General features: G+C 55.4%; 12 protein-coding genes. 9 read left to right on the plus strand and 3 right to left on the minus strand.

The window, feature by feature from the left end; all coding sequences use genetic code 11:
* Positions 1–5 precede the first annotated feature (5 nt).
* The 6 genes from tssA (at position 6) to MWU64_RS05655 (ending at position 12,494) form a co-directional block, all read left to right on the plus strand.
* Positions 6–1,445: a type VI secretion system protein TssA gene (gene tssA, locus MWU64_RS05630; RefSeq protein WP_247062352.1), complete on the plus strand. Its 1,440-nt coding sequence runs from the start codon at positions 6–8 to the stop codon at positions 1,443–1,445.
* A gap of 24 nt (positions 1,446–1,469) precedes the next feature.
* The gene (gene tssM, locus MWU64_RS05635; RefSeq protein ID WP_247062354.1) at positions 1,470–5,063 is read left to right on the plus strand and encodes a type VI secretion system membrane subunit TssM; all 3,594 of its coding nucleotides are present in this window, start codon (positions 1,470–1,472) and stop codon (positions 5,061–5,063) included.
* Between the two features lie 102 nt (positions 5,064–5,165).
* Positions 5,166–7,286 (plus strand): type VI secretion system tip protein TssI/VgrG, encoded by a 2,121-nt coding sequence (gene tssI, locus MWU64_RS05640; RefSeq protein WP_247062361.1) that lies wholly within the window; start codon positions 5,166–5,168, stop codon positions 7,284–7,286.
* 17 nt (positions 7,287–7,303) lie between these two features.
* Entirely contained in the window at positions 7,304–7,843 is a 540-nt protein-coding gene (locus MWU64_RS05645; protein WP_247062363.1) for a DUF4123 domain-containing protein, read from the plus strand.
* A gap of 38 nt (positions 7,844–7,881) precedes the next feature.
* Positions 7,882–11,460 (plus strand): hypothetical protein, encoded by a 3,579-nt coding sequence (locus tag MWU64_RS05650; RefSeq protein ID WP_247062365.1) that lies wholly within the window; start codon positions 7,882–7,884, stop codon positions 11,458–11,460.
* A gap of 14 nt (positions 11,461–11,474) precedes the next feature.
* Positions 11,475–12,494 (plus strand): hypothetical protein, encoded by a 1,020-nt coding sequence (locus MWU64_RS05655; protein WP_247062373.1) that lies wholly within the window; start codon positions 11,475–11,477, stop codon positions 12,492–12,494.
* 49 nt (positions 12,495–12,543) lie between these two features.
* Here MWU64_RS05655 and MWU64_RS05660 read toward each other — a convergent pair whose 3' ends face one another.
* Together MWU64_RS05660 and MWU64_RS05665 are read right to left on the minus strand one after the other, a co-directional pair.
* Positions 12,544–13,638, minus strand: a complete 1,095-nt coding sequence (locus MWU64_RS05660; protein ID WP_247062381.1) for a rhomboid family intramembrane serine protease — start codon at positions 13,636–13,638, stop codon at positions 12,544–12,546.
* Positions 13,639–13,672: 34 nt separating this feature from the next.
* The gene (locus MWU64_RS05665) at positions 13,673–14,233 is read right to left on the minus strand and encodes a biotin transporter BioY (protein WP_247062383.1); all 561 of its coding nucleotides are present in this window, start codon (positions 14,231–14,233) and stop codon (positions 13,673–13,675) included.
* A gap of 260 nt (positions 14,234–14,493) precedes the next feature.
* Between MWU64_RS05665 and trxA the strand changes: the two genes are divergently transcribed.
* Both trxA and MWU64_RS05675 read left to right on the plus strand, forming a co-directional pair.
* Positions 14,494–14,817 (plus strand): thioredoxin, encoded by a 324-nt coding sequence (trxA, locus tag MWU64_RS05670; RefSeq protein WP_247062385.1) that lies wholly within the window; start codon positions 14,494–14,496, stop codon positions 14,815–14,817.
* A gap of 33 nt (positions 14,818–14,850) precedes the next feature.
* Positions 14,851–15,786, plus strand: coding sequence for a LysR family transcriptional regulator (locus tag MWU64_RS05675; RefSeq protein WP_247062387.1), 936 nt, complete (start codon positions 14,851–14,853; stop codon positions 15,784–15,786).
* Positions 15,787–15,804: 18 nt separating this feature from the next.
* On the opposite strand, the gene MWU64_RS05680 is transcribed toward MWU64_RS05675, so the two are convergent.
* Complete coding sequence (locus MWU64_RS05680) at positions 15,805–16,434, minus strand: glutathione S-transferase (protein WP_247062388.1); 630 nt, start codon at positions 16,432–16,434, stop codon at positions 15,805–15,807.
* A 211-nt stretch (positions 16,435–16,645) separates the two neighbouring features.
* Here MWU64_RS05680 and MWU64_RS05685 point away from each other — a divergent pair, with 211 nt between their 5' ends.
* On the plus strand, positions 16,646–17,239 hold the full coding sequence (locus MWU64_RS05685; RefSeq protein WP_247062390.1) for a TetR/AcrR family transcriptional regulator: 594 nt from the start codon (positions 16,646–16,648) through the stop codon (positions 17,237–17,239).
* Positions 17,240–17,371 lie beyond the last annotated feature (132 nt).

Consider the following 17,371-nt stretch of genomic DNA (forward strand, 5'->3'; position numbering starts at 1 on the left):
GTGCTATGCAAGTGATTGAACAGCATCCATACGTTGATCAGGTTCTCGCCGCCATTCCAGGGGACTCCGGGGTGGGGGACAACCTTGCCGACGATTCCGTGCTGGAGTTTCTGGAAGACGAAGTGATGAAGGTGGGCTCGCTGGCTCACAACGACATCAATTGGCAAAAAGTGCAGAGCGAATCTCTGCAACTGCTGGCCGACCGAAGCAAAGACCTGAAAGTGCTCGGCTTTTTCATGCTGAGCTTGCAGCAGGGCAAGGATGGCGAGCACTTCGCCTTGTCCTTGTATCTGTTGCATCGAGTGTTGGATGACTGGTGGGAAAGCGCGTGGCCTTACCCGGGAGCCAAGGGACAGCGGGCCCGAAAAATGCTGTTCACCCAGATTGTGCAGCGTGCGGTTAAAAGCGTGGACGGTCTGGGTTTTGATGCCAGTGTGGGTGATGGGCGGCAGTTTTGCCTGGACTTGATTGCCAGGTTGGATGAGCAGGCGCGGAACCGGGATTTACCGGATGACCCGCTGTTCGAGTTGAAGCGGGCTGTGGATAAGTTGCCAAAGCCGGATCAAGGCAGCAGCCAGCAACCGGCTTCAACGGTTGCACCGGAAAGTCCCGCACAAGCGCAACCTGCTCAAGCACCGGCACAGTCAGCTGCGGCTCCGGCGGCCTTGGGCAATCTCACTCTGGACCCGGGCAACGAACGAGCAACCCGCCAAAGCTTGCTGAAAGTGGCGGAGTTGCTGACCGGTACCGAACCGGACAACCCCTTGGGCTATCAGCTGCGCCGTTACGCCATTTGGCAAAACATCACCAGCCTGCCGCCGACACGGGACGGCATTCGTACCGATTTGGCCGCAGTCAGTGCAGACCGGGTTGCGGACTACAAAGAGGCGCTGGAAAAAACGCCCGATATCGACCTGTGGCAGCGCATTGAACAAAGTTTGTCAGTAAGCCCGTTCTGGCTCGATGGCCATTGGCTGAGCGCCCGCGCCGCCCAAGCTTTGGGCCATAACCGCTGCGCAGAAGCAATCCGGGACGCGTTAAAGCAATTTGTCGAACGGTTGCCTCAGCTCGCCGAGTTGACCTTCAACGACCAAACACCGTTTCTCAGTGAACAAGCAGCGGAGTGGATGTATACAGTCCCGGCTTCGGCCAAAGCCGGTGGCGGCAGTTCAAACCCTTGGGAGCAGGCTCTGGAAACCGCACTGGAGTTGGTGCAGCAGAACAAGCTGTCATCCGCTCTGGAGTTGCTGGAGCAAGGTTTGGCTGATGCTCGTGAGCCCCGGGAGAAATTCTACTGGCGCCTGGCGACGACAAAACTGATGAAAGAAAGCGGCTTGAAAGCCATGGCTGCACAGCAAATTCAGGACCTGCAAGGGCAGGTTCAAGGGTTGGTTCTGGAAGACTGGGAACCGGCTTTGATCAAACAAATGGAACGGCTGGCGTAATCGCCACACGCATTAAACGCAGGAATGGAAACCATGTGGAGAAAAGCATTACTCATTGGTCGATGGCTGCTGCCATACCTTCGTAACGCCGCCCCGGTCACGCTGACCCTGGGCGTGATCGCCCTATTGGTTGCGACTTGGTGGTTAGGGCCACGGCTGGAGATCAACGGCGAGTACCCGTTGGTGGCCTGGCAGATGCGGGCGCTGGTGACTCTCGGCGTTGTTCTGCTGGTGGTCATATTCTGGGGCATGGCGCTGGCTCGCCGGTTGAGCAAGGTCAATAAGACCAAAGCGGCCGAGCAACAAGAGCAAGAAGACCCGATTCTCCCCATGGAGCGCCGGCAACAACGGTTACTGGATCGCCAGTTACAGGCACTCAAGAGCAACTTGCCGGGCCGAAAAGGTTTGTATCGCCTGCCGTGGTATTTGGTGATGGGGCTTGAAGACGCCGGTAAAACAAGTCTGATCCAGCGCTCAGGGCAAACCTACACCTTGACCAACGTCACGCGCAATAACCGGAGTGATCGCAACCCCTTCGGTTTCGATTGGTGGATTGGTGATAACGGCGTTCTGATTGATCCAGACGGTGAATTGCTAAGCCAGAACCAGGGCGAAGGGGCCTCGGGTGAAATCCAGAACCGGTTGTGGAACCACTTCATCGGCTGGCTGGAAAACAGCCGTCCGCAAAGACCGTTGAACGGCCTGATCCTTGCCGTAGACTTGGCGCGATTGAGCACGGCCAATGAGCAACAGCGGGAAGCCCACGCCATTTTATTACGCACACGGATAAGGGAGCTCATGGAGCAGTTGGGCTCGCGCCTTCCGGTGTACGTCACCTTCACCAAAATGGACTTGATGTACGGCTTTGCCCCGTTTGTTAGGGCCATGTCGAAGGCCGAAAAAGATCAGGCGCTCGGCTTCACCTTCCAGCTGGATAACCAGCAAGATCACGACGAATGGCTTGAACAGTTTGCGGAACGATACACCGAATTGGTGGATGAACTGAGCCAGCGCTTACCAGACGTGCTTGCCGATACCCGGGACGCTGAAGAACGGGCGGCAGCGTATTCCTTCACGCGCCAGCTGGCGGGCCTCAAGCCGGCGGTAGAACAGTTCCTCAGCGACTTGCTGTCCGCCGACGCTTTCTCGACACCGGCTTTGGTGCGGGGGACGTATTTCACCTCCGTTCTGCAGGAAGGGGTGCCTGAAGATGCCTTCGTGGCCGCCGCCGCCCGTAATTACCAGATGAGCGGTCCGATTCAACCGGCGCAGCGGAATGCCCAGTCAGTCAGTTTGTTCACCAAGAACCTGTTCCCGGGTGTGATCTATCGCGAGGCCGGTCTGGCCGGTGATAACCGAAAAGTGATCAAAAAGCGCCACCGCAAAGTCGCGATGGCTTCAATTGTCGCTCTGTGTGCCGGCGCAGGTATGACGGCCGGCTGGCAGCACTATTTCATCAAGAATGCCGAAGCTGCGGCGCAGGTGGAAAACCGGGTTAACGCCTTCCTGAACGATTGGCAGCCGGTTGGCTACGAGCCGGACACAACCGGCCGCAACCTGCTGCAGCCACTGGATGAGCTTCGAGAAGCCACCCTGGCGTTCGGCGACTACCGTAAAGAGTGGCCGCTGGTAACCGACATGGGCCTGTATCAAGGCCATAAAGTTGGGCCGGAAGTGGATGCTGCCTATCTGGATATGCTGGCCTATCAATACCTTCCAGCGCTGATGTTCGGTGTGATGGAAGAGATGGGGCAAGCGCCGGATAACAGCACCGAGCGGTTGGAGCATTTGCGGGTTCTGCGCATGATGTATGACGAAAGCGGCCGCCGTGGCGACATCGTATCGGAATACATGCGCGAGTATTGGCAGGCGCGCTTCCCCGGCCAGCGGGAAGTACAGAACCGGCTGCACAGCCATCTGCAGTACGCGATGGCGCACACCAACCTTGCGGGTATGGCCGCCGAAGGTGATCAGGCTGCGAGCATGGCACTGGCACCTTTCCGGAGCAGTGTGCAGTGGGCGCAGCACGAATTGGGTCGGATCAGCACCCCGGACAGGGTGTATCGTGATCTGAAAGTTGAAGCCGGTCGGGATTTTCAGTCGCCGCTGGAGTTGGCGCGTAGCTCTGGCCCGGCCTTTGCCACTGTCTTCACTCGCGTGGATGCCTACGGCGAGCCGCAGGGCGACGCCTTGCCGGCAGAGGACGACCCGCTCTCCATTCCGGCACTGCTGACCCGGGATGGCCTGGAAAAATGGTTCCTGCGTCAATCAAGCTCGGTGACGGAGCTGGCCTTGGTGGATGCCTGGGTGTTAGGGCGCCGGAATGACGTAGATTTCAGTAAAGCTGATGAAGCCGAGTTGCTGTCGAGCTTGCAGACCCTCTATGCCGAGAACTACGCCAACGTGTGGCGCACCGCGCTCAGCCGAATCGATGTGCATCGTTTTGAAGACTTGAATCATGGCGTGCGTATTCTTGAAAGCCTGACCAGCGGCCATCAGCCATTGGCGCGTCTGCTTGGCCAGGTGCAGGCCAATACCAAACTGATTCCTGCCGGTGAAGGTGAAGCCGAAGTGGCTCGTAAGTTACTGCAGGAATCGCCGCATTACCGAATGCTACAGGATATCGAGCGCCAGTTTGACGACCTGAACCGGCTGACTCGCAAAAACAGCGATCAGCCCAGTGGTCTGGAAGAAGTCATGGTGGTGGTAGCCGAGTTGCACGAGTACATGCGCAGCATTCAGGAATCACCGGATTCCGGCAAGGCTGCACTGAGTGCTGCCCGAGCGCGTATGGCCCTTCAGGGGTCAGACCCCATCTTCACGCTCCAGCGCATGGCCAGTCATCAGCCCGAGCCGCTGAACCGCCTGTTAAGCCGACTGGCTACCGAAAGCTGGCGAGTGGTGCTTGATCGTGCCGTGGCCCAGCTTGAGCGGGAGTGGTACCGGGAAGTGTACCAGCCGTTCCAGCAAACCCTTGCCCGGCATTACCCGTTTGCGACAGACGCAAGCCGAGATGCCGCGTTGCAGGATTTCGAGCGCTTCTTCGCTCCCGACGGCATTCTGGAGTCTTTCTACAACAATAACCTGAAGCTGTTTTTGGAAGACCACCCTGAACAGGTCGGCGATGCCCGCCGCGCGAGCTTGGTGCGCCGCGATGTGCGCGCCGCCTTGGAACGGGCCCGCCAGATTCGCCAGGCGTTCTTCACCCGCAGTGGCACGTTGGATGTTGAGTTCGCGCTAGAGCCGCTGAACCTGACCAACAACAAGCGCCGCGCCGTGGTGAATATCGACGGGCAACTGGTGGAGTTTTCCCATGGGCCTCGCCAAAGCATCCCGCTGGTTTGGCCGAACACTCTGCGTGACAGCGTGGAAAGCCGGATTACCCTGGTGCCGATACAGGTAAACCGCTCACCGCGCAGCATTTCCGAACGTGGCCCGTGGGCGCTCTTCCGGCTGTTGAACAAAGCAGAAATCACTGGAGTCAGCAGTAATGCGGTGGATGTGATGTTCAAAGTGGACGATGGCGAGATGCGTTACCGCCTGCATGCGGCCAGTAATACCAACCCGTTCACACAGCAGATGCTTGCAGGGTACCGAATACCCCGCAGCTTGTATTAGACTGTGTGCCGTCGCCCGAGCATGAATGCTCGGGTTGGCGGGAGCTGGCACCCGGATGGCGCTGGCTGAAAAGGAAATGTTCATTCTTCAGGGACTGAAGTTATGCCCCAGGCAAGCGGATTGCAGTTCACCGCCCGTATTGGCGAATTCCCCTCAGACCACTTCGTGGTTGCCAGCTTTGTGCTCACCGAAGGTTTATCCACGCTCTCCCATGGCCGCTTAAAATTGGCCAGCACCGACCCGGACGTGCAAGCAGCGGATGTGCTGGAACAGCCGGTGGATCTGGTGGTGTGGCAAGACGGCCAGCCCCTGCGCCGATTCACCGGCGTAGTGAACGAATTTGTTCGGGGCAACACCGGCCATCGCCGTACCCATTACGAAGTGGTGATTCAGCCTCCCGTGTGGCGATTGGGCTTAATGCACAACAGCCGGATTTTCCAGGCCCAGACCACCGATGCCATCGTGCGCACGCTGCTGGAAGAGCGGGGCATTGTGGATACGGTGTTCGACCTGAAACGCGCGCCCGAAGAGCGGGAATACTGCGTCCAGCACCGCGAAAGCGACCTGAAATTCTTAGAACGACTGGCTGCTGAAGAAGGCTGGCACTACCGCTACCAACACGGCAGCGTGGACGGTGAAGAGCAGCCAGCGTTAGTCATCGCCGACCATCACGGTGATGCGCCGAAGCTGACGCCCGTTGAATGCAACACCAAAGCCGGCGGTAGCACCCAACAGGCCTGCATCTCCAGCTTTGCCTACGAAGAAAGGGTGCGGGCTTCATCGGTGGCGATGAAAGACTACACCTTCAAGAATCCTGCTTACGCTCTGATGCATGAGCAGAGCGCCGAAGCCAATCATCGCGATGACTACCAACACTACGACTACCCCGGCCGCTACAAAGCCGACGCCAGCGGCCAACCGTTTACCCAGACCCGATTAGACGCACTGAGAAACGACGCTTCCGTCGCCAAAGGTAAAAGCAACCGCCCAGACTTCGCCGCCGGAGCCAAAGTGGAACTGCAAGACCACGACAGCCAAAGTCTGAACCGGGAATGGCTGCTGACCGCCATCACCCACACCGGCAAACAGCCCCAGGCCCTGGAAGAAGAGGGTGGCAGCGAACCCACCAGCTACCACAACACCTTCAGTGCTATCCCGGCCGACAAAACCTGGCGCCCCCTGTGTAATCACAAACCCGTGATGGACGGCCCCCAGATGGCGCTCGTCACCGGCCCCGAGGGTGAAGAAATCCACTGCGACCAGTGTGGCCGGGTGAAAGTAAGATTTCCGTGGGACCGCTATTCCAAGAACGACGAACACTCAAGTGCCTGGCTGCGCGTCGCCCAGGGCTGGGCCGGCGGCCAATACGGCTTTATGGCCCTGCCCAGAATCGGCAATGAAGTAATAGTTTCCTTCCTGGACGGCGACCCGGACCAGCCCATTATTACCGGCAGGACTTACCACGCCACCAACACACCGCCCTACGCGCTGCCGGAACACAAAACCCGGACCACATTAAAAACCAAAACCCACAAGGGTGAGGGCAGCAACGAACTCAGGTTTGAAGACGAAGCGGACCAGGAACAGATCTACGTCCACGCCCAGAAAGACCTGGACCTGCTGACGGATAACAACCGCACAGAAGTCATCAAGAACGACAGCCACCTGACGGTGGAGAACAACCGCTTCAGCCACACCAAAGGCAACAGCCACCACACCGTGGACGGCGAGAAGCGCGAACAAACCGGCAAAGACCACAGCTTCAACGTCACCGGCACCCTGCACCTCAAAGCCGGCACCGCCTGGCTCAGTGACTCGGGCACCGAGCTGCATATCAAAGCCGGTCAGAAAGCGGTGATCGAAGCAGGAGCCGAAATCACCCTCAAAGCCGGTGGCAGCTTCGTAAAGATCGATCCCAGTGGCGTGGCCATGGGGGGCGCGAGTATCAAGATGAATGCCGGTGGGGCTGCAGGTAAAGGCAGTGGGCAGAAGGTGCAGGTGCCGGAGCGGCCCGGATTGGTAACGGCTGCGGGCGGGGTTGTGGCGCCGGTGGCGTTGGCGGAAGTCGATCAACGTCTGGATGCCGAACCAAAAGCCATCGTTGCCCATCGCCTCAAGCAGGCACGCATGCAAGGAACCGCCATTGTTGAGCAGTGTCAGCAACAACCCGATGGCTCGTGTCCGCTCGGGAACTGCCCGTGCGGCAAGAACAAGTCGGCATGATCGGAGGGGAGAGGTCCGTGGCATTACCAAAACCTTCATCTGACAAAGTGTGTTATCTGGTGCTGGAAGCCCGCCAGAATCCACCGGTTGTGCGGTCGTTGTATGAGCAGGCAGACAACCCGACGTGGGTGCACCTGTTTGCTGAAACAGACTGGCAGCAATACCTGACTGAAAGCCCCGTTGTCCTGGAAGCAAACCAGAGTAGCCCTGAATACCAGTGGGCGCTGAAAGGACTGAAAGAGGGACGATTAACGGGCCTGATTCTGGAGTCGTCAGTAGGACTCGAGTCCGTCACGAAATGGTTAAGAACGCGTCTGAAAGTACGCTTCGATGGGCAACGACAGGGCCTGTTGCGCTTCTATGACCCGGATGTTTGGCATCGGCTATCTCCAGTGGTCCAGGAGCAAGCGGATGTGGTGGAGCGCGTTATCTACTGGCATGGTGAATCGGGTGAGGCCCGCTGGCTGACCACCGAAAAACCAAGCCCGTTTAACATGTTACCTGTGCCCACGCTGAACGAAAGCCAATGGCAGGCATTGAACACCGTTACTGTCTGAGCACGAATTCACCCTATGCAAACCAAGGAATGACAGGGATGTCTGAGAACAACTCAAATCAGGTTGCCGGAAACTGCGGCCCTGCCTGTGAGGGCGAATCACTGATTATTGAAGTGATCGGTAAGGAGCATCCGGAAGGGCATAGTTTCAGAATCTTCGATGAAACTAACTATGAGCAGCAGGAATGGCTGGAGAGACAGCTTGAAGTAGATCCCCTGGATAATTCAGTCCTGCATGTTTGGCCTTGGCAGCGGGGGCTAAGTCATAATCTGTGGCTGGATATTTCTGCGGAAGAGGGTGCTGCCATCCGCGTGCCGTTGTTCGAGTCCGTAACCTCAACAAAACGGGAGATGGAGAAACAACAGAACCGCATTCTGCCGCTGGTTCCCCTGACGCTGATCCATGATCCGGAACCTGAGCCGGGGCAGCCGAAGGAACAGCTTGTGCCGGTGCGCCCCGGGTTTATTTATGTGTTCCGCAATGGTCGCCTGTGGCGAGAGCTTGAGGTGCAGTACGCCGATTCGGGCGTCATGGAATTTCGGGATGTTCGCCTGACGGATTATCGACAAGACGGGAGGAAAGGCGTTACCGAAGACCGGCGGCCGGCCTTAGGGAAGGCCCAGCCTGCTATCTGGATTCCGGTCAGTGAAATGAGCCGGTCCCTGTTGTCTGAATTCGAGATGGCCTTTTCCGAGGTGCAGTGGTCGGCTCAGCGCATTGCTTACCTCGAAGCGTCCCATTCTGCACGAAAGGAGCGGTGCCAGTCTCTCAAAGGTCCTGAGCCACTGCCTGAAGTGGCATCTCAACCGGAAGACAGGCAAAAGCCGGGCTGCTTGATGTCTTTGTTTAAACTTCCGGAAATGAGGTTGCGGGAGCCATATCTGGAGCAAAACCTGTCACGGCCATGGAAGAGCGTTTACGACCTTAAGGGTCAATACTCCCGAAACCTGTACGCCCAGGCCAAGGAGGAAGCCGAAGCCTTTGCAGCGAACAAGGAATCCGCCAGTTCTGCCTGGGAAAACGCGGGGTATCGGGACTCGGCTCTCAAAGGATCAGCATCTGTCCGATTGGCGGCACTGGAGAGTCAGCTAAGTGGCGAGGAGAGCGAACTGTGGCAAGCACTCGGCGAAACGGGTGACAGCCTGGCAGAATCGAGGGATGCAGGCTACACCGGCGTGATTCTGCAAGATCACCTGTTTTGTGTACGTCACCACGTATCTCAGGCGTTGTCGGCCCAGTCATTGATTGAAACTGTTGCCCAGCTGGCGCAGAAGTCGAAACACATTGATAGTGCTTACCTTGTGCAGTCGGTCATTCTGCCTGAGAAGCTCGGCGGAAAGAAAAATCCTTTAAACGAGTTTGCCCGACACCTGGATACGACCTATTTCGGGCCACTTCACATGGCGCTGCGGTCTGCCCAACGACGCATTGCCCGAGAGGAGTTGGCCAGGGCCCAGAAGCTGGTTGCAGATACCATCAAGTCCACAGAGTACCAGTCAGTACTTGCTGATCTGTTTACCCTGAAGAAAGAGGACTATATCGAAGGGTTTGCTGTTTGCAGCAATATTTTTCAGGTTCTTTGTCAGAACCCGAACGACTGGGATCCGGAGTCCGAGCGAGCCGTCACCAATGAAGCGCAGGTGCGCGATGCCAATGACCTTTTGTTGAAGATCATTGAAGAGGGCAGTGATCAGCCCTTACATGCGATGATTTTTCCCAGTGATGAGCTTTTGAAATCAAGGGCTGAAACTCCAGCTCCCGAGGAGTGTGGTGACGGCCGTTGCCGGCCCAATGATTTGCAAGGTATCTCCGAGTCCTTTCCGGAGATAGAGAATTCTCAATCCCTGACGGCCGTTGCCCTGGCGGCAGTCGCCAAAGACGAGAAAAGTCTTGATCTGGTAACTGAGTTGAAGCGTTGGAGTGCCGCAGTCAATACGCTACTGGATAGTTTGCAAAAGCATTCACAAGCACTTTTGAACAAGTTGAAATCCCGAAGTTACTCGATATCTGCCAAGTTCTATGGGCCTTTGTTGCGCATGGCGAAGGCCAGGGATCCTGATCTCTTCGGCACAGTGGAACTGGTCGCCAGAAATGCTGTTCCGCAGGGGTGGTTAATGATCGGAATCTCTGATCCTGAAATCGGCTTGAAGTATGGCCTGACCGAGGCTGATCACGAATATCGCCATAAAGCGAATCTGCATAAAAGGTTGTACGGTGAACTTTATGATGAGGAGGGTAATCTCCTGGCGACGACGTCAAAATCCCGCCTGGATTTGTCCGCGGATGATGTTGACCCCGGGGCGTCCCGTCATGCGAGGGAAATGCAGGTTTTTGCAGCGCCAGCAGATTCTGAGGTGATTGAAACCCATAGACAGCTACGATCAACCACTAAATGGGAGCGCTTTCTTGATCATGCGAGAATCCCATATTTAGTTTTTGCCATTGAGACGCTCAACCTGACGAGTGAACTGCGTTTGCAGTCCCAGATCACCAATGACAAGGGCTTTGCCCGGATGGGCGCAGGTGCGCTAAGCGCTCTGGCAGATTTAACTTTTGCTGGTAGTCTTGCTGCTGAGCGAATAAGTAAGGAGCTTGCTGTTTGGAAAGGAGTTCCCAAGCTGTTGGATAAGACCTTGCTGAAAACCGAGGGAACGATAATCGTTCGGCTCTTCCCATCTCTGGCCAAAGCGCTTCCGAAAGTGATTACTACACGGGTCGTTGGCGGTATGGCCACTGGTGGACTGGCCGTTATAGTCTCGGTGTTGGATCTTATTCATGAAGTGAACTCCGGTGATTATGACGCAGCCGCAGCGTATGGGGTGTCGATTATTGGCACTGGCATGACGATGTACGGTGGTATGTTGTTGGCGCAGGTAGCCGGTAAAGGAGCCGGGTGGTTAGCCCTTGCGGGCCCGTGGGGTTGGGTGGCCCTTGGCCTGACACTGGCGATCGCTGGAGGAGTTGCGGCAGTTTTTCTCGATGATGAACCTTTAGAAGAGTGGCTGAAACGTGGTCCGTTTGGAAGAGAGAATGACAGCGAGTTTAAGCATTTAAAGAATGATCCGGACGAGTCTTTTTATCGGCTGACCAACCTTCTTAGCCGGCCGCGAATTGCTGTAAAGAACGTGTATAACTTCAACATTAATGCGGTTAAACGTGGTTATGCCCCGACTTTGGAGCAGGATCGAAAGCTTTCCGCTATAAACGCGGAAGTGACTATAGAGAACAACTTGTACGGGTTGTTGGATGAGGTTTCATTGAGGTCCGAATTAAGAATTGTTGAAGCATCTTACATGGGATCAAGCTGGGGATTAGGGGCCCGTCAGGTCACTAGGATCCAGAACGTAAAGGTTGTGGTGGAGGAACCGCTCGAAAACGGGATAAAACTGTATTTGGAATTACCAGAGCGAAAATCCGGCAGTACAGTTTCAGGGTTGGAAGTGCGTGCCCAATGGTCGTCGATCTGGAGCGGTGCTGATCGGTGCCGCAAATTGGTTTTTCCGGCTCCCAAACTTGCAGACGGTACTCGATTTGATCCGGCGGCCCATGGTGATCCGGATTTTGAATCAGATAAGCTGCTTTTCTGGGCGAGCCAGAAAACCCACGGTACAAGCTAGACAGGAAGGATTCTATGAGTAACGCTGCCTCGCTTCAGTACGAAGACACCGCGTATCGTGGCAACAGAAAAAGCCCTGAACCTATTGCTCCATCTGAACAAAGTAAACTGTTCATAAATGGCTGGACTCAGGGTGGCCGGCCGCTTGCGAAAAGCAGCCGCTCTGGTGTTTTTCCACCCAAGGCTTTGGAAACCTGGTCGCCCGAAGTCATGGTGGAAGAGGATAATCTCAGGCGCCAGTTCGAGCGAGAAGCGGCCGAAGGCGGAGAGCCCTATAATCCAGCAGGCTGGATCAACGGAATCAGCATCCGATTCGCAACACTTCCTCGCGTGAGTTGGGCTTTGTTGTGGATGCAGCATGGCGGCCGCTTTATAGCGACCTGGTTGTTTGGTTTGTTTGTCATAGCCATGTTGATGACTTGGTTCAACATAGGCGAAGAAATTGGCGCTCACGCTTTCTGGACGGAAGCGGTTTTCCCTTTTGTCGCATATCTCTATGCACCGGCTTTTTTATTTTGGGCGATAGGTCGCTTTCTTGAAAAGCACTTCCCCCACATCATCTACCGCCGCCCCAAAGGCCCCAAATGGGAGCTGAACCGTCGCACCGGCATGGTGACCCTCTACTACGATCCGGACACGGACGAGCGGGCAGGTGAGATCAGTGCCCAGGCACCCTTCGATGAATGGGATGGTTACCTGGTTACCTTGCCGGATCGTCAGGGCAACCTCTGGTATCGACTGAACCTGGTACACAAAACTGAAGAGTGGGCCTTACCCCTGAACCAGTTGATGCCAGCCACCACTAACCGGGAAGACGTCCTGGCTTTCTGGCTGCTGATTTGCCGGTACATGGATGTCACCCAGCCACTACCGGATATTCCGCTATTCGAGTCCTTTCGTCACGAAGATCCGCGCACTGTTCGCCATGACGATAAAACGGGCCGAAATCCCCGTTACTGGCGGGATATGAGCAAGCAGGATTACGAGCGGTTTATGAAAGACAATCGTCATAAGTTGTATAACAATCAGTGGTAATGACAAAAAGGTTCAGGAAACGTCTGGTACTGACAAAGCAGCAAGCGCCCTAACGCAACAACTCAGCCTCCGACCGATTCAGCATCGCAATCAGCGGGTTCTTCCTGAACACATAATCCCGCAGCAGATAACCCAGCAATAGGCCAAGCGCGAAGCCGCCCAAGTGGGCCACCCAAGCCACACCGCCTTGGCCGGAGAACATGCCGAACAGATTAATCAGGCTCCAGATCAGGAAGTACCAGTGGGGTGCGAGTTTCTTCTGGTAAACAAAGAACATGAAGGTCAGGCTGGCGTGGCGGAACCACATTAAGTAAAGGCCGAATAGCGCAGCGATAGACCCGCTGGCCCCCACCAACAGCAGCGGGCCTTGGCTACTGTTGAAGAACAACCATTCCGCCAAAGCCGCCATCACGCCGGCGAATAGGTACAGCGCCAGAAAGGTTCCATGGCCAAGGGCGTCTTCCAGATTGTCCCCAATGATCCACAGAAAATACATGTTGCCAGCCAAATGCATGAAACCGCCATGGATGAACTGGTAGGTCAGGAGCTGGATGGCAAAATGTGCAGGGCTCTGGTTTTCAGAGTTGAACCCCCAGTATGCGAACACCCAATCGTTGATTTCGGGGGAGAGTAGGCCGGCGATAAACACGATGCTGCAAAGTGCAATTAATGCTCGGGTAACCCAAGGCGTGCGATGGGGCTTGATGTTGTATTCCACCGGCATGGCCGTAAAAAACTGAAACAGCCAAGATTTCCAGTTCACTTTTTCATTGAGATTGTTCAACGCCCGTTTCAGTTCCGGAGAGTGCATCACTTGATCGACTTCGTGCTTATCCAGCCAGACTCCGTCGCAACTCGGGCAGCAGTCGATTTCGGTCGTGTAGTGTTTCAGCAGTTGGTAATGAACCATGGAAGTCCGGCAGCGTCGGCATTGTCGGTCGCTGGTTCGTAGTGCAGAGCCTAAGTGTTGCTCATGGTCGTAGTGGTCGATGTGGTCATGCCGGTTGGCAATGGCTTGATTCAGCGCACCGTCTTCAAACCACATGCCGTGACAGTGCCGGCATTTAAAGATCGACGGATTGCTGGTGGCCACCAGAGCAGAGTTGGAGCATGCAGGGCAGTTATAAGCACGTGTTCTAGGCATGAGGTCCCTGTTTCCCTTAGCGGGAAGCACTTTGTCAGGTAAAACGATTAACGAAAACGACGGTAGCAACCGCAAGAGCGGACTTTATAACGCCCCCGAGCAAGAACGGCAGAACACCCTTCAGGAATGCATCAGCTGGGCCGATGGTAAAAGCGAGCCATATCCCACCAAAACCCAGGCATACAACATGGCCCAACAGCATGGCTATGAAGGCAAGTTTCAGGTGTTTTGTGTCCCAGCCACGGGCAAAGAGTAAACCAACAAGAGCAACGGCCAAGGGAAAGGCAAAGAGGTAGCCTGCTGTAGCGCCGAAGAAGTAATCCAGCCCGCTTCCGCCGCCCGCAAGAACCGGTAGCCCCGCAGCGCCGAGAGCTAGCCATAAAACCGTTGAAACGGTGCCCAGTTTCCAGCCTAGAACCCCGGCAACGGTCAGCAGCACGTAGGTTTGCGCGGTAATAGGCACCGGCACCATGGGGATCTCGATGTACGAAGCGATGGATAGGCAAACCACGGCGATGCCGATAAGCGCCAGCTTCCAGCCTGCTGACAGAGTATTTGGGCCAGCGGGACTGGTACTATGGCTGGATTCAGACATCATCTTTCATACCTTATCTAGAGCGCGGAATTTTGGTTTAGAACTCTAGCGGACTGGGGTTGTGGGAGCCAATAAAATTGAAGGAAAAAGACGCGCGGCCCCGGTGCCAGGGTGCAAAAGAAAAAACGCCGCTAGCCTACGGTAAGGGGCAAGTCTGGTATCAGATATGTGAATGTGGATCATACGATTGGAAAATTGGTATTGCCGGTCATTCAGTCGCAAGGTAGCGATCAGAAGTTTATTCTTTAGGAGCAATAACGATGACTGACATTATCCATGTAACCGACGCCGATTTTGATAAAGCGGTTCTTCAGAGCGATCAGCCCGTGCTGGTTGATTTTTGGGCGCCTTGGTGTGGCCCCTGTAAAGCAATAGCGCCCCTGCTTGAAGAACTGGCCGAAGAGTTTGATGGGCAGTTGACCGTAGCTAAAGTAAACGTTGATGATAGCCCGGAAGTGGCGGCTAAAATGAGTATTCGGGCCATCCCCACATTAGCGCTCTTTCAAGACGGTGGCGCCATCGCTCGCCAAACCGGTGCGGGTAGCCTGAGTGAGCTGCGTACGTTTGTGAAAGGTTACCTGTAAGATCCTAAACGGAATCACCCGGAGTAACTGTTGATGAAAAACCAAGAGCTCCAGTTGCTCTATATCTTCGATGCCATCATGACGGAACGGTCGGTCACGCGCGCGGCTGACCGTCTCGCCATGACTCAGCCGGCGGTGTCGAATGCCATCTCCAGAATGCGCCAGATCTGGAACGATCCGGTGTTCGTGCGCAAAGGTAGGAATATCGAGCCCACGTCTTATGCGTTGAGTCTTTGGGACCAAGTGGGCGGGCCCATGTATTCTTTGACGAACGCCGTAAGCGCTACACAGTTTGATCCGAAAACCTCGAAGCGGAAGTTCCGGCTGGCGGTGACCGACGTTATCGTAGAAATGGTCTGGCGCCCTTTGATCAAGCTGCTGGAGCAAGAGGCACCGGGAGTCGATATCTATGCCGTGCCCTATACGCCCGAGGGCACCCATGACGATCTTCGGGAAGCGAACGTCGATTTGGCGGTGGGGATGTTGCAGCAGCACGACCACAGCTTGCGCAGTACCTGGCTATTTGAAAGTGGGTTCGTGCTGGCGATGCGCGAAGATCATCCTCTTGCCGGAAGGCCCATCACGCTGGAGGAATTTCTGGAGGCTCGTCACTTGCTGGTGACGATGTCCGGAGATGTTCACGGGTTCGTGGACAGTTATCTCGACCAGAAAGGCCAGAGCCGAAGAATTGCGGCAACGGTCAACCAGTTTTCCATTGCCCCTGAACTGCTAAGAGAAACCAACCTTATCGCCGCAGTGCCTGAACTGATCAGTCAGGACTGCGGTTTCGTCAACGGACTGTGGATGAGCGAGCTGCCGTTCAAAGTAGACCCGACCAGTCTTTACTTGATTTGGCACGCCCGCCACGATCGTGACCCCGGGGTTATTTGGATCCGGGGCCATCTTGAGCGACTCCTTCAGGAGCGCTGGGAAGAAATCATGACGGCTTCACCGTGCTCTCCACTTTGAGGTGATCGCTGACCCGCATCACTTGGCCAAAGAGTAAGCCCCGCCTTGTTCAACTGCCGCTTTATAGGCGGGACGGGCCTGAAAGCGCTCAACCCATGCTTTCAGGTGGGGGCGCTGGCTCAATAGCCCAAAGGAGTGGGCAACCTCACCAACAAAGCTCAGCTGGATGTCTGCAGCACTGAACTGTTCATCAACCAGGTACGTCTTACCGGCCAGCGATGATTCGATGAAACCTAAATGGTTGTCCAGTTCGCTGTTAATGCGGGGCTGCAGAGGCTCGCCGCTATCCCCGAGTTGGCCAACATAGATCTTCAGTAACAGCGGCAGCATCGCCGACCCCTCGGCGTAGTGAAGCCATTGAACGTACTGTTCGTAGGCTGAGCTATCTGGTTCTGGCTGTAGCTGCTGATTGGTCGCGTATTTCCGAACGAGGTAATCAATGATCGCGCCTGATTCGTGGATGATGTTCTCGCCATCTTCGATGACTGGAGACTTGCCCAAGGGATGAACGTCAAACAGCTCGGGCGGTGCCAAATGGGTATTTGGGTCGCGCTGGTAGCATCGAACTTCGTAATTCAGGCCAAGCTCTTCGAGCAACCAGAGGATGCGGTGAGAGCGCGAGTCGTTTAGGTGGTGAACAAGAATCATAGGGTGGGCTCCATAAAGTGTTTGCCGATTTCGATTCTTACTATCGCACACTGTAGACGACTGGTCTAATCGTGTTTGCGTTATCAGTAACACTGATAAATGTGATTCACAGCCTAGGATGAGTTTTTAACGCCAAGGCTGCGGAAACTCCTGATCGCCGGTTAGTGTTTGCTTTCTAGACAATTGGTCTAATCCCACTTAGAATTTCGCCATGGAACCAAAAGTAGCAACTCAAGATGTGCGCAGCCACATCCTCGAAACCGCCCAAGTCATCATCAGTGGCAAGGGTTTTAGCGCTGTGGGATTAAATCAGATCCTGCAGGCTGCCGGTGTGCCGAAAGGATCTTTCTATCATTATTTCGGCTCCAAAGAAGCGTTTGGTGAAGAGTTGCTCAAGAGCTATTTTGCCGATTACCACGAAACGCTGGATGCTATGCTGTCGCGCCCGGGCCTGAACGGTGCCGAGCGTTTGATCAGCTATTGGCAAACCTGGCTGGAGACCCAATCGGCCTGTGATCCAAAAGGTAAATGCCTCACGGTTAAGCTGGCTGCCGAGGTCAGTGATTTGTCTGAAACCATGCGAGCGGTTTTAGCGCGAGAAACCTCCCGGGTTGTTGCACGATTGGAGCAGGCGGTTGCAGAGGGTATAGAGGACGGTTCCTTGCCTGCGACTCTGAATGCCAAAGTCACCGCGTCCACCCTTTACCAGTTGTGGCTGGGCGCAAGCCTGCGCAGCAAAATCATCCGTGACCCGGAGCCCATGAAGTGCGCGCTCACGGCGACTAAAGAAATTCTTGGTCTATAACGCCTCGTTGAATTAGAGTTAGCCCCAAACATACCGCCGACGACCTTTTTTTCTTCATATCATTCTCAGTGATATGAAGGATACGACTTACGAATTATTCAAACCCCTTCCGCCCGCTAATAATGGCCCTTC

The sequence above is a fragment of the Marinobacter sp. S0848L genome (assembly GCF_023016065.1).
In the GTDB taxonomy this organism is placed as follows: domain Bacteria; phylum Pseudomonadota; class Gammaproteobacteria; order Pseudomonadales; family Oleiphilaceae; genus Marinobacter.

Excerpts from the sequence above, each read along its gene's own strand:
- tssA (WP_247062352.1), top strand. The coding sequence starts at position 6 with ATGCAAGTGATTGAACAGCATCCATACGTTGATCAGGTTCTCGCCGCC.
- tssM (WP_247062354.1), top strand. The coding sequence starts at position 1,470 with ATGGAAACCATGTGGAGAAAAGCATTACTCATTGGTCGATGGCTGCTG.
- tssI (WP_247062361.1), top strand. The coding sequence starts at position 5,166 with ATGCCCCAGGCAAGCGGATTGCAGTTCACCGCCCGTATTGGCGAATTC.
- MWU64_RS05650 (WP_247062365.1), top strand. The coding sequence starts at position 7,882 with ATGTCTGAGAACAACTCAAATCAGGTTGCCGGAAACTGCGGCCCTGCC.
- MWU64_RS05655 (WP_247062373.1), top strand. The coding sequence starts at position 11,475 with ATGAGTAACGCTGCCTCGCTTCAGTACGAAGACACCGCGTATCGTGGC.
- MWU64_RS05660 (WP_247062381.1), bottom strand. The coding sequence starts at position 13,638 with ATGCCTAGAACACGTGCTTATAACTGCCCTGCATGCTCCAACTCTGCT.
- MWU64_RS05665 (WP_247062383.1), bottom strand. The coding sequence starts at position 14,233 with ATGTCTGAATCCAGCCATAGTACCAGTCCCGCTGGCCCAAATACTCTG.
- trxA (WP_247062385.1), top strand. The coding sequence starts at position 14,494 with ATGACTGACATTATCCATGTAACCGACGCCGATTTTGATAAAGCGGTT.
- MWU64_RS05675 (WP_247062387.1), top strand. The coding sequence starts at position 14,851 with ATGAAAAACCAAGAGCTCCAGTTGCTCTATATCTTCGATGCCATCATG.
- MWU64_RS05680 (WP_247062388.1), bottom strand. The coding sequence starts at position 16,434 with ATGATTCTTGTTCACCACCTAAACGACTCGCGCTCTCACCGCATCCTC.
- MWU64_RS05685 (WP_247062390.1), top strand. The coding sequence starts at position 16,646 with ATGGAACCAAAAGTAGCAACTCAAGATGTGCGCAGCCACATCCTCGAA.